This is a genomic window from Psychrobacter sp. 1U2, assembly GCF_051847575.1.
On the sequence record NZ_JBPYDC010000024.1, the window covers coordinates 1 to 13018 of the forward strand.

Here is a 13018-nt window from a genome sequence, read left to right on the forward strand (position 1 = left end):
CTGGGCATCACTTAGGGTTAATCTAGTCATAACACTATGATTATCAATTATTCTATATATGTCAACACACCCTAGTATTGGGTGCTACTTTTGGTAAGCTGATAGCGATGTATTGATCGGTAATACGGCGCGCCAAGCTATCGTAGAGCCAGTCGCGAATCTGATCGCCTTGTTGATCGTCAGTGCTGACCGATGCTTCATTATACTGATAGCTACGCTCCACTTGGATAGAGTTGGTCAAAGTTACCGGCTGCCCATTTTGATAAGTGTCATAGGTCACATCAGCGGAGAGTACCAAACGTATTTCCGTCAAAACGCCTACTAGTTCATAGCGCCTAAAGCGTAGGTTATCTACTTTTATTAGCGCAATTTTCTCAGCATCGATGCTATTTGCTTTGCTATTGGCTGCGTTTTCGATCATCGTCATACCATCAACGACGTCTACTCCTAAGGTCTCTAAGCGGCTAGTCAATGGTAGCTTCAATGGGAAGGAGAGGCGATTATCTTCAATCACCACCGCTGTTTTTTCGACTTCAAAATCTAAGGGCGCATCAAACCCGCGCAAATGAAAGCCGCAGCCAGTAAGGTGAGTCGCTGCCGCCACTACCGTCATCATAGGTAGCGCTGCTAGTAAAGAAGTAGCTAGTTTTTTACCAAGGCTTTTGCTTTTAGCAGGCGTACCCGAGCTGATCTTAAGTGTTGACTGCATTTTTCGCTGTTGATACGCCATAACCTTTATCCTTAATCGCTATAAAAAAGCCTAAAACGTCACCGGTAGATAAAAAACAATAAATCAGCCAACAACGACAATGTTAACTAATTTATTAGGGACAACGATCTCTTTTTTGATCTCACCGGTAAGAAACTTAGCGACGCTGTCAATGCCACGTGCCTGAGCTTTTAGCTGTTCAGGATCGCTATTAGGTGCGACGTCCATTTTACCGCGCACTTTACCATTGACCTGTACCACCATAGTGATCAGGTCTTGCACCAAGGCGCTCGCATCCATAGCAGGATAGCTCATCGTCAGCGTATCAACGCCCAATTGCTCAAGCAAATACTCGCCAGCATGCGGCGCATAGACTGACAGCATAATCAGCAAGTCTATCAAAGCTTCGTGCTGCACTTGCAAGTCTTGCTCGCCATTAGCTTTAAAGCTTGTGAGCTCATTGGCAAGCTCCATAAGACTTGATACTGGCGTATTCAATGCCAAACGCTCACCTAAGTCTTTATCTATTTTGCCAACCGTTTCATGAGTCTTACGGCGTAAATTTTTGGCCTCGAGGCTTAGATTATCCGTACTTAGAGGCTGATTGTTTAAAGTGGCGAGCGCTAAGTTTGCCGCGCTTAAGGCTTTGATATGATCATGAGCCAGACGCCAGACTTTTTTGACAAAGTTATAAGGGCCTTTGAGCGCGTCATCAGACCATTCAAGGGTTTGATCGGCGGGGGCCGTGAATAGTGTATATAAACGTACGGTATCCGCGCCGTACTGATCGATAGTGGTTTGCGGGTCGACACCGTTATTCTTCGACTTTGACATTTTTTCGATTTTGCCAATAGTGACAGGCTTACCGTCAGCTTTTAAGATAGCTTTAATCGGTTGACCACGCTCGTTATAGTCGATATCGACATCATCGGCAAAATAATAAGTGGTGCTACCATCGCTATTGATACGATTAAAAGTCCCTGCTAATACCATGCCTTGAGTCATCAAGTTTTTAAAGGGTTCATCACCTGAGACCAAATTCTCATCACGCATCAATTTGTGGAAAAAACGCGCGTAAAGCAGATGCATCACTGCATGCTCAACGCCGCCGACGTATTGATCAACGGGTAGCCACTTATTAGCGGCTGATTTATTGACCATGTGCTGGTTGTCATTTGGACTGGCAAAGCGCGCGTAGTACCAGCTTGATTCGACAAAAGTATCAAAGGTATCCGTTTCGCGCTCCGCTGGATTACCACATTTAGGGCAGCTGGTATTAACAAACTCAGGCATATTTTTGAGTGGGTTACCGCGACCATCAGGCACGACCTCGGTTGGCAGTACTACTGGTAAGTCTTGCTCTTCTACCGGCACCGTACCGCAGTGCTCACAGTTGACCATTGGAATTGGGCAGCCCCAATAACGCTGACGCGAAACGCCCCAATCACGCAGACGGAACTGGATTTTTTTATTGGCAAGACCCTTTGGCTCAAGCTTCTCGAGCATCGCCGCAAAAGACTGCTCAAAGTCCATACCATCAAACTCGCCTGAGTTGACCAAGGTGTTGCGCTCGGTATAGGCCAGATTAACCTCAGAATCTTCGGCTTCGGCCTCAGCAATTGCCGCATCAAAATAACCAGCAGGGACGTTGATGACTTGTTTGATCGGCAAGTCATATTTAGTCGCAAATTCATAATCACGCTCATCGTGGGCCGGTACTGCCATTACTGCGCCTGAGCCATAGCTCATAAGTACATAGTTAGCGACCCAAACCGGCAGCTTTTCACCGGTAAGCGGATGGGTGACTGTGAGGCCAGTATCCATACCGATCTTCTCGGCTTTGGCAAGATCGGCTTCGGCAACTGAGCCTTTTTTGCAGAGCGCATTGAACTGGGCAATGACTTCATCATTTTCAGCAGCATATTTCGCTAACGGATGCTCAGCGGCAACGGCGACATAAGTGACGCCCATCAAGGTATCAGGACGGGTGGTAAACACATCCAAGGTACTATCTTGCCCTTCAAGCTCGTAAGGAAAATGTACTTCCATGCCGGCACTACGCCCGATCCAATTGCGTTGCATCGTCAGTACTTCTGAGGGCCAATGACCCTCTAGCTGATCCAAATCATCGAGCAATTCATCGGCATATTCGGTAATATTGAAGTAGTACATTGGAATATCGCGCTTCTCAACGAGCGCGCCACTGCGCCAGCCTTTACCATCGATGACTTGTTCGTTGGCAAGGACGGTATTATCCACCGGATCCCAGTTCACTGTCGCAAGTTTTTTATAGACTAAACCTTTTTTGTATAGCTGCAAAAATAGCCACTGCTCCCACTGGTAATACTCAGGGCTACAAGTGGCAAACTCGCGCGACCAATCGATCGACAAGCCTAATAGTTTCAGCTGGGCGCGCATATTATCGATATTCTCAAATGTCCACTTGGCAGGCGGGGTTTGATTGGCAATCGCCGCATTTTCTGCGGGCAGCCCAAACCCATCCCAGCCCATAGGCTGCATGACTTCAAAGCCTTTGAGACGATAATAACGGCTCAGCACATCTGAGATGGTATAGTTACGTACGTGGCCCATATGTAGCTTACCGCTAGGATAAGGGAACATCGATAGCATATAACGGCTGGGTTTGTCGCTTGGCTCATTGCTGACTTCAAAGCGCTTATCTGTTGCCCATTTGGTTTGTTGCTGCGTTTCGATCAACTGTGGCTGATAGAGAGTATTATCGGCGGCTGGAGTAGCAGTATTATTAGGATTAGAGTGGTCAGAGGTCACAGCGTGGTTCATAATTGGCTCGAAGTTAGAGATTTTTATTTAAGTTCTGAAAATAAATAATTAGTAAAATTAGATACGCTAGAATAGCGCAAATTGGGAAAAAATGCGATGGGCTAGGGTAATAATAGAGCAGTATTAATGGACTAAGATTTTAATTTTTAAGCGAATACCATATAAGGAATAACGATGAGTATCACTATCTACGGCATAAAATCATGCAGCACGATGAAAAAGGCTTTTATTAAACTGGATGACTTAAACATCGACTACACTTTTCATGACTATAAAAAACAGGGCATCGATAAAGATAGCTTGCAGCGCTGGGTCGATGAATTAAGCATCGACAAGGTGCTGAATAAACGTGGAACGACTTGGCGAAAATTGATCGATGAGCAAAAAGAGGCTGCTGACGCTGACGTTAATAAAGCTATCGATCTATTGGTGGAAAATACCAGTATGATTAAGCGTCCTATCGTTGAAGGCGTTTATAATAAGCAGCCCATTTTGCTTTGCGGTTTTGACGCTGATAAATTTGACAAAGCCTTTGGCTACAGCGCTCACAGCTAATTGCAGACACTATAAAGGTAGGCGCTATAAAGGTAGGCGCTATAAAGGTAGGCGCTATAAATAATGTCTTAGCATAATAAGCTTCAATAAAACCTGACTTCAATAAAAAGACTAGTAAAATCTAAGGTCAGGTTTTATTACCCCTACGATAAACCAAATCACACTAAACAGCCAAATGATGAGGACATAAAGTCTAATTTGCTCTGCAGTCCAGTCTAGTGCAAACCACTCAACAAGAACAAAGGATTTCCAGCCTTCTATCCATTTGGCGCCGCCATAACCTATTATCCACCAACAATACAGACTCTCAATAATAAAAAGCATACACCACAGTGTTAATGACATAGCCACGCTCGCATTTATTACTAAAACTAACTCAAGGCCGAATCGACTTCACGGCTGATGAGCGTACCGACACCTTCATTGGTGAAAATCTCGAGAAGCGTCGCATGCGGTACGCGGCCATCGACGATAACCGCGCTTTTGACCCCGCTGCGCACCGCATCTAGAGCGCACTGGATCTTCGGAATCATACCGCCTGAAATCGTGCCATCTTCTATCATGGCATCTACCTTTTTCGGCGTCAGGCCAGTGACGACTTTACCGTCACGGCCTAATACGCCTTTGATATTGGTGAGTAGCATCAGCTTCTCAGCTTGTAAGAATTCGGCCACTTTACCCGCGACCAAATCAGCATTGATGTTATAAGTATCACCATTGTCATCGACACCAAGCGGCGCGATAACGGGAATGAAGTTGGAGGAGATGAGCATATTAATCACGTCTTTATTGACGCTGACCACATCACCGACATAACCCAAATCTACCGGCGTCTCAACACCCTTATCATCAGTCTTTTGCATGAGCATTTTTTTGGCTTGAATAAGGTTAGCATCTTTACCGGTTAGACCAATCGCGCGGCCACCATGTTTATTAATCAGGCTGACGATCGACTTATTAACGCCGCCGCCAAGCACCATCTCGACGATATCCATCGTGCTTTTATCAGTGACACGCATGCCATCGATGCGCTCTGACTTACGTCCCAGCTCTTTGAGTAAAGTGTCGACTTGCGGGCCGCCGCCGTGTACGACGACTGGATGTAAGCCGACCGTCTTTAGCAGCACAATGTCACGGGCAAAAGAGCTTTCAAGCTCAGGATCGGTCATCGCATTACCCCCGTATTTGACGACGATGAGCTTGTCAACGAAGCGCTGAATATAAGGTAGTGCTGTGGTTAATACTTCGGCAGTGGTTTTGGCATCATTAAAATTAAGGGACATAAAAACTCCTAAAAGGTAGCTCAAGCGATAGTCAGTTTAAAATAAGTCAGCTTAAATTATAAATCAAGCCTCCAAGTAGCACGGTATCGTTTTATAGTGCTCTAGCGATAGCCGTTCATTCCGGCCCGATAGCCGCAACTTGCTGAGCCAAGTGGCTATCAAATAGCTCGCACAAAGCGACGAAACGCGCTTGTACTTCCTGCAGATCCTTAATGCTATCGCCAGCAAAACGTACGGTGAGGCTATGACTGGTGTTCGACTCACGCAGCACGCCAAAACCATTAGCAAAATCTAGGCGTACGCCATCTATCAGTGATATCTGAGTATCCTCCGGTATCAGCTGCTGTGCTTGCTCTATGCTGATATTATAGAGATGACTGATAGGAAGATGGGTCTCAGTATTGGTACTAGAGCTATCGTTAAAACAGCTACAAAGTACTGAGTTTTTAGAAAAATCTATAGGACTTAGCTTAGTGCCATCTACCTTGGTGCTAGCACGATGCGCACTCGCAAAATCTTGTAAATAGCAGCAGTAAGCTATCAGATGCTCTAACACGGAAGTCTCACAAGCTTGTGTCTTAGGCAACGGCAGGTAGTGGTCAGCGGTGCTCACTAAGGTAGGTAGGTTCTGGGTGATATCTGTCAGAGCATAAGGCGGCAATACCGAGCGCAGCGCGCCCCACAAGTCAGTGGTCAGCATGATTTTATCCGTTTGCGCGGCAGTAGGGACAGCGGTAAAAGCTAGCCAGTGTAATAAGCGCAGTCCGGCGTACATCGCGTCATCATAAACGATGAAATAGCCATCATTAAAGATAAAGTGCCCCGATAACTCACCGGCAAAGATAGCCTGCTTCTGATCGGTTTGTAATTGCTGGCGTAATAGGCTACTGCCTGTTCTAGTCATAATCGGCTGAGCGCCTAGAGCGGTGAGTAACTGTGCTAAATGATGAGAGCATTTGACATCGAATAATACGGGCGGCGCAGTCCAAGCGTGATTATTATCACGAGCTTTATCGTCATCAGTGGTATCTTGCCTTAATTGTCGCTCAGTAATCGCTACTTGCGCTAATAAGTACAATAAATGGTCGGGGGTGACGACTTTGCCGCTATTATCGACAATCATTAACCTGTCGCCATCGCCATCGAAAGCTAATCCCATGTCCGCTGAGTTTATAATTACAGTTTGCTGTAACTCTGCGAGGCGATTAGGCTCTGTCGGATCAGGATTGCCAGTAGGAAAACTACCATCAGGCCGATCATTAAGCATAATGACTCGCTGACAAAAGCGCTCAAATAAAGGCTTGGCAATATTGCTGGTCGCGCCGCTGAGACAGTCAATAACTAAGGTCAAATCTAGCTTGTTTTCTAGGTTCAAAGCAGGTTGAGAGACGTTACGCAGTAATAAGCTATCCTTGCTACGCTTGTGATTCGAGACTCGCTTATCAGCTGGGTGAATAGCGCTTATCACTTGCACCATCGCTTCGATATAAGTGTTCGCAATAGTGTCAGCGGGCAAGTCGGTAGTTGATATTTCATCTTGATGATGGCTATCAATCATAGCGTCAAGTTTATGATTAGCGATTTGCTGATAGAGCGCTTGAATCTCTGAGTGACTAGGCGAGGCGTTATGGACTAGCCATTTAATCCCTAAGGTCTCTTTTGCAGAATGACTGGCGGTGACCATGATGCCATGACCATCATATTGCTGCGCCCAAAATGCGGCCATAGGCGTAGTGACTAAGCCTAGATGAATAACCTTTAGGCCGCTGGCTTGTAGAGTATTCGCTACCGTTTGTGCTATGCAGTCGCTACCGTGGCGTACATCATAGCCAATGATTACGGTAGGGCTGGACTGTGTCTGATTTTGAGTGTGGCTGTTGGCGTTATGGCACTGAGTAGTATAAAGCTGAGCAAAAGCTTGCGCCAATGCCTGCACAAAACCTTGCGTAAAATAGCACTGCGTGCCACGAATATCATAAGCACGAAATAAGGCTTTTTGGGCAGCAAAAGGCGATAGGTTTTGCATCTTTTTACTCCCGTAGCCTTATTGTGATACTTATAATTATGTGTAGTAATGCTGCTTATTTATCAACTGCTTATTTATCAACAGTACTGATGATTATTGACGACCTGAATGACCAAAGCCGCCAGCACCGCGCGCACTTTGATCACTGAACTCTGTGACGATATTGAACTCTGGGCGTGCAACGGGTACCACAATATATTGCGCCATCCGCTCACCGGGGCTTAGCACAAAATCCTCATGACTACGATTCCAAACGCTCACCTTCAGCTCGCCTTGGTAATCGGCATCTATCAATCCTACTAAATTACCAAGCACAATACCATGCTTATGTCCCAAACCGGAACGCGGCAAAATCATGCCAGCAAAATTAGGATCGGCAATATAGACTGCCAAGCCGGTACCGACCAAATGAGTCTCGCCTGCTTTTATGGTCAAAGGCTCGTCAATACAAGCGCGCAAATCGATACCGGCTGAGCCGTCAGTCGCTCGCGTAGGTAGCGCAAAGGCTGGGTCATCAATAATTTTTGAATTTAATACTTTCACTTGCACAGTTTGCATAATTTGTCCTAATTCTCGTATCCATTAAAAAGGTTGTTTTTAAGTTTATGTTTGAGTGTTTATAATGATTAGTGGAGTGCTATTAACCGTTAGAGCTTAATGATTAGAACTTAGTCATTAAAAGTCATTAAAGCGAGCCTAGAGAATTAGAATACTAGCTAGTCCCAAGAACGACATAAAACCGACGATATCAGTGACCGTGGTCAAAATAACCGAAGCGGAGAGGGCGGGGTCGATATTCATACGCTTCAGTATTAACGGAATACTGATACCGGAGACGTTGGCAGCGGTCATATTGATAGCGATAGCACAGCCAATCACGGCACTGATTTTGATATCTTCAAACCATAACTGCGCAATAAAGCCCATGATGACGGCCCAAATGATACCGTTTATTGCACCGACCCACAGCTCTTTATTAAGGAGCCAAACGCGGTTGGAGCCCCCGATTTGACCCATCGCCATGCCGCGAATCACCACCGTCAAAGTCTGTGAGCCAGCAATACCGCCCATGCTGGCAACGACTGGCATCAAAATCGCAAGCGCTACTACTTTTGCTAATACCGCTTCGAATTGGCCGATAACCGCCGCGGCCAAAAGCGCGGTACATAAGTTAATCCCAAGCCAAATACTACGGCTTTTTGCGCTATCTAAAATAGGCGCAAACAGTTCGTCATCTTGACTCACGCCCGCAAGATTACGCATGGTACTATCGACATCATCTTGAATGATCTCCATGATGTCTTCGCCGTTTAGTTGACCGACAAGCTCGCCAAACTCGTTAATCACCGGCGCAAAGCGAATATCTTCTGAGCGAAAAATAGCGGCGGCATCGGTAATATCTAAGCGGTCATTAATGGTAATAGCGTTATCAATAAAGTCTACTACTAACGCCTGTTGGTCATGTTTAATCAAATCAACTAAGCTCAACAGTCCTAATAACTGCTGGCTTTGATCAACAACTAACAGCTCTTGGCTTTGATCATCAAGTAAGTCCTGTTCACCGCGTAGCCAAGCTTGTACGTCTGCTAGACTAATATCATCGCGCACCTGAATAATGTCAGGATCCATATAACTGCCCACTTCCCAATCGGCATAAGTATCTAGTTTATTGACTTGAATGCGAACGTCTTCGTCCAAGGTCGCCATAACCGACGTGCGCACGGTATCAGTAACGGTTTCTAAAATCTCGGAGATATCTTGCGCATCGAGATCTTGGGTGAATAGCGATATCTCTTTAGAGGAGATGTTCTCCATCAAGGGCTGACGAGTATCGAACTCGAGCTCGGCTAACACTTCCCCTTTGAGATCTTCTGGTACCTGCGCCCAAATCGGGTACCGATCTTGCAGAGGGAAGGATTCTAGCAAGTTAGCAATTTCGTACTCTGACTGCTTGGCTAAAAATTCAGCAATCTCTACAGACGACTCTTTCGCGACCAAATCTTGCAAATAAAGTAGCTTGTACTCTGCGCTATATTCTAGTGGATTATAGTCTGCCGGCAGGGTCGTTGCGCGTTCAGAGTTGGGCGTAGGGGCAGACATAAAAGTTCCAAAAGTGATAAAAAGTTAAAAAAACTAATAATACTAAATAACCGCTAACGGTTTCCTAGCAGCGCCCGAATATTAGCCAAATATTCGTCAGCGACGGCAGCGGGATCTTTGGTGGCTTTTTTCTTTTTGGCTTTAGCAGGCCAGTCGATATGATCTTCAGGTAGCTCCTCTAAAAATCGCGACTCAGAGGTGACGCGCATCTGACCGCCAGCGCGGCGCTGTGTGGCTAGTGTCAAAGTCAGCTCGCGCCGTGCACGGGTAATCCCCACATACATCAAGCGCCGCTCTTCCTCTACCGTCTCGCTCATTATCGAGTTACGATGCGGCAGCATCTCTTCTTCTAGGCCCATGATATAGACGTAGTTAAACTCGAGGCCTTTGGCTGCATGCAACGTCATCAGGTTCACTTTATTGGTATTCTCTTCTTCTTGCTGCTGCTCGAGCATATCGAGCAAGACTAGTTTGCGAATAATGGTATCGATAGTGCGGTCTTCGTCGTCTTCAGCGCGATTGATCAAGGACTGAATACTGGTATAGAGCATCTCGATATTATCTAGACGGTTTTTTTCTTGTTGCGGGGTTTTCGCCTCCGAGCGCACCACATCGACATAACCGGTCTCGTCAATCATTTGCCGAACGATAGGCACCGGATCAGGATGCTGATCAAGCTCACGGGTATAATGCTCGATAAAGTCGCCAAACTCTTTTAGTGTGCCATAAGCTTTGCTCGGCAAGACATGCGTCAGCCCGCCGTGGGTACAAGAGGCGAGTAGTGAGATACTATGCTCCTGCGCAAATAAACCCAGCTTTTCTAAAGTGGCTGGACCCATACCGCGCTTAGGCGTGTTAATAATGCGCAAAAACGCGCTGTCATCTTCAGGGTTTAAGATAAGACGCAAATAACCCATGATATCTTTGATTTCACTACGCGCAAAAAAGGACTGACCGCCTGAGAGCTTATAAGGAATCTGTAATTGACGTAAGTTAGCTTCTAACATCCGCGCTTGAAAGTTACTGCGATACAGCACCGCGTAATCTTCCCACTCATTGCCAAAGCGTAGTTTATGGGTGGCGATTTCTTTAGCCACGCGCTCGGCTTCATCATCGTCATTGCGGCAGTTAATAATGCGAATCTTCTCGCCTTGACCTTTATCTGACCACAGCTTTTTCTCAAATAAATGCTCATTATTAGTAATGACCGCGTTAGCCGAAGTCAAAATGCGACTGGTTGAGCGATAATTTTGCTCGAGCATGACGATTTTGAGTTTCGGAAAATCTTCTTTGAGTAGCGCCATATTTTCAGGTTTTGCGCCGCGCCAAGCGTAGATAGACTGGTCATCATCGCCCACTACCGTAAAGCGACCTTGCGGCCCAACGAGATATTTAATCATTTCATACTGCGCGGTATTGGTATCTTGATACTCATCGACTAATAAGTAGCGAATACGGTTTTGCCACTTATCACGGAGCTCGCGATTTTCACGCAGTATCTTCGTCGGCAGTACAATCAAATCGTCAAAATCAACGGCGTTATAAGCACGCAAATTACGCTCATAAAGCGCATATAACGTAGCAAAAATCATATCTTCTGGATCATCAAGCGTTTCCATCGCTTGCTCAGGTTCGACCAGATCATTTTTCCAATCGGAGATCATTTTGATGGCTTTACCCACTAGCTCACGACTCTCAGCGCCTGATAAATTATCGCGCATCATCAGCTCCATGAGCAAGCGCTTGCTGTCATCGCTATCCATGATCGAGAAGTTACCTTTTAGCGGGGTATGAATCAGCTCATAACGTAGAAACTGCAGACCAAATTGGTGAAAGGTTGAGACAGTCAGCCCGCGGGTTTTTTCGCTAGGCAGTAGTTTACTGACCCGCGCTTTCATCTCGCGCGCCGCTTTATTGGTAAAGGTCACGGCGGTAATACGCTCGGCGGGCATGTTACATTCTTCGATAAGATAAGCAATCTTACGAGTAATCACTGAGGTTTTACCTGAGCCTGCGCCTGCCAATACCAGTAGCGGCCCTGAGACATAGAGCATGGCTTCTTGTTGTCGAGGATTGAGTTGACTCATAGATTACCTTTTGGACAGAGGTTACGAACGCAAGATAGAAGGGGTTCACTAATTTTAGTAATAAAATTCGGCAGATAGCCAAATGAGTGCTATCAAAATTAGGTGAGCTATTATAAAGCAAAAGCGCTTACTTTTGGGAGGAGGTGATGAAAGAAGCGTTTATATAACAGTCTTTTTATATTCTATTTATTCATAATATCTTGTTATATGAAATGGCTAAAAGTGGTATTTTGAAAGTATTTGCGCGACTGACTGTAACGAAAACCTGAAAAACACTTAAAGAAAAGCGCTAACCGAATAGAGTCAGTTAGCGCTACTTTTGTTTTGTTAGTTTTAATATAGACTTAATATTAAGCGTTATTCAATTGGCGAGCAGCCTCTAACGCAAAATAGGTCAAGATGCCATCAGCACCGGCGCGGCGAAAGCCAATCAAAGATTCTAAGATTACCGCATCAGTCAGCCAGCCGTTTTGAATCGCCGCCATATGCATGGCGTATTCGCCTGAGACTTGATAAGCAAAGGTCGGTACGCCAAAGGTGTTTTTGACTTCACGGATCAGATCAAGATAGGGCTGACCGGGTTTAATCATTACCATATCCGCGCCTTCATTAATATCCATCGCTACTTCGTGCAAAGCCTCAGCGCGGTTCCCAAAATCCATCTGGTATTGTTTTTTGTGGCCGCCTTTTAAGTTACCGGCACTACCGACTGCATCACGAAACGGACCATAGTAGGCAGAAGCGTACTTAGCCGAGTAGGCCATGATAGCGGTATTAACAAAACCTTCCGCTTCAAACGCATCGCGCATTGCTTTGATACGACCATCCATCATATCGCTTGGCGAGATGATATCTGCGCCGGCGCGCGCATGGACTAAAGCCTGTTTGACCAGTACTTCTACCGTCTCGTCGTTGACCACATAACCGCTGTCGTCGAGTAGACCGTCTTGACCATGTGAGGTATAAGGGTCGAGCGCCACATCAGTCATCACTACCATCTCTGGTAGTGCGTCTTTGAGCGCTTTTACTGCACGCGCGCTCAGTCCGTTCTCATCATAGGCTGACTTACCATCAGGGGTTTTTAGTGAGTTATCGATGACGGGAAAGATATCAATAGTTGTCACACCCTCTGCTAGTAATTCCTTTGCATAATTAATCAACAAATCGATTGATAAGCGCTCAACCCCCGGCATACTAGCGACCGCTTCGCGCTGATTACTGCCTTCTAAAACGAAGACTGGGGCAATAAAGTGCTTGGGGTGTAGCTCTACTTCACGAATCATCGCACGCACATTATCGTTATAACGCAAGCGGCGCAGGCGAGTCTCAGGGAATTGACGATTAAAAGTATAAGTCATTAGTTTTCCTTATTTTATTTTGGTTCAGTCTATATTATCAAACATGACATATGGTTAAAGGTAGCACATAACAACAAAAAGCCCTACCAAGATGGTAG

At 45.8% G+C, this 13018-nt stretch carries 9 protein-coding genes; 1 reads left to right on the forward strand and 8 read right to left on the reverse strand.

From position 1 onward, the window contains the following. Positions 1 to 61: 61 nt before the first annotated feature. The gene (locus ACS8FD_RS10850; RefSeq protein WP_439275890.1) at positions 62 to 616 is read right to left on the reverse strand and encodes an LPS-assembly lipoprotein LptE; all 555 of its coding nucleotides are present in this window, start codon (positions 614 to 616) and stop codon (positions 62 to 64) included. 177 nt (positions 617 to 793) lie between these two features. Then, positions 794 to 3511 carry a leucine--tRNA ligase gene (leuS, locus tag ACS8FD_RS10855; protein WP_439275863.1) on the reverse strand — a complete coding sequence of 906 codons (2718 nt, stop codon included), beginning with the start codon at positions 3509 to 3511 and terminating at the stop codon, positions 794 to 796. A 174-nt stretch (positions 3512 to 3685) separates the two neighbouring features. Here leuS and ACS8FD_RS10860 point away from each other — a divergent pair, with 174 nt between their 5' ends. Beyond that, positions 3686 to 4066 (forward strand): Spx/MgsR family RNA polymerase-binding regulatory protein, encoded by a 381-nt coding sequence (locus ACS8FD_RS10860; protein WP_439275864.1) that lies wholly within the window; start codon positions 3686 to 3688, stop codon positions 4064 to 4066. A 371-nt stretch (positions 4067 to 4437) separates the two neighbouring features. Here the strand turns inward: ACS8FD_RS10860 and argB are convergent, their stop codons facing one another. The 6 genes from argB to hemB all read right to left on the reverse strand — a co-directional run bounded on the left by argB (position 4438) and on the right by hemB (position 12920). Continuing rightward, positions 4438 to 5349 carry an acetylglutamate kinase gene (argB, locus tag ACS8FD_RS10865; RefSeq protein ID WP_439275865.1) on the reverse strand — a complete coding sequence of 304 codons (912 nt, stop codon included), beginning with the start codon at positions 5347 to 5349 and terminating at the stop codon, positions 4438 to 4440. 115 nt (positions 5350 to 5464) lie between these two features. Continuing rightward, the gene (locus ACS8FD_RS10870) at positions 5465 to 7375 is read right to left on the reverse strand and encodes a phosphohexomutase domain-containing protein (RefSeq protein WP_439275866.1); all 1911 of its coding nucleotides are present in this window, start codon (positions 7373 to 7375) and stop codon (positions 5465 to 5467) included. A 93-nt stretch (positions 7376 to 7468) separates the two neighbouring features. After that, on the reverse strand, positions 7469 to 7933 hold the full coding sequence (dut, locus tag ACS8FD_RS10875; protein WP_439275867.1) for a dUTP diphosphatase: 465 nt from the start codon (positions 7931 to 7933) through the stop codon (positions 7469 to 7471). A gap of 138 nt (positions 7934 to 8071) precedes the next feature. After that, entirely contained in the window at positions 8072 to 9475 is a 1404-nt protein-coding gene (locus ACS8FD_RS10880) for a magnesium transporter (RefSeq protein WP_439275868.1), read from the reverse strand. 53 nt (positions 9476 to 9528) lie between these two features. Beyond that, a complete protein-coding gene (locus ACS8FD_RS10885; RefSeq protein ID WP_439275869.1) occupies positions 9529 to 11562 on the reverse strand; it encodes a UvrD-helicase domain-containing protein in 2034 nt (677 codons plus the stop codon). A 350-nt stretch (positions 11563 to 11912) separates the two neighbouring features. Next, on the reverse strand, positions 11913 to 12920 hold the full coding sequence (gene hemB / locus ACS8FD_RS10890) for a porphobilinogen synthase (RefSeq protein WP_439275870.1): 1008 nt from the start codon (positions 12918 to 12920) through the stop codon (positions 11913 to 11915). Positions 12921 to 13018: the final 98 nt, after the last annotated feature.

Bases quoted from the DNA above. Each gene is read 5' to 3' on its own strand.
- ACS8FD_RS10850 (WP_439275890.1), bottom strand. From the start codon at position 616: ATGATGACGGTAGTGGCGGCAGCGACTCACCTTACTGGCTGCGGCTTT.
- leuS (WP_439275863.1), bottom strand. From the start codon at position 3,511: ATGAACCACGCTGTGACCTCTGACCACTCTAATCCTAATAATACTGCT.
- ACS8FD_RS10860 (WP_439275864.1), top strand. From the start codon at position 3,686: ATGAGTATCACTATCTACGGCATAAAATCATGCAGCACGATGAAAAAG.
- argB (WP_439275865.1), bottom strand. From the start codon at position 5,349: ATGTCCCTTAATTTTAATGATGCCAAAACCACTGCCGAAGTATTAACC.
- ACS8FD_RS10870 (WP_439275866.1), bottom strand. From the start codon at position 7,375: ATGCAAAACCTATCGCCTTTTGCTGCCCAAAAAGCCTTATTTCGTGCT.
- dut (WP_439275867.1), bottom strand. From the start codon at position 7,933: ATGCAAACTGTGCAAGTGAAAGTATTAAATTCAAAAATTATTGATGAC.
- ACS8FD_RS10880 (WP_439275868.1), bottom strand. From the start codon at position 9,475: ATGTCTGCCCCTACGCCCAACTCTGAACGCGCAACGACCCTGCCGGCA.
- ACS8FD_RS10885 (WP_439275869.1), bottom strand. From the start codon at position 11,562: ATGAGTCAACTCAATCCTCGACAACAAGAAGCCATGCTCTATGTCTCA.
- hemB (WP_439275870.1), bottom strand. From the start codon at position 12,920: ATGACTTATACTTTTAATCGTCAATTCCCTGAGACTCGCCTGCGCCGC.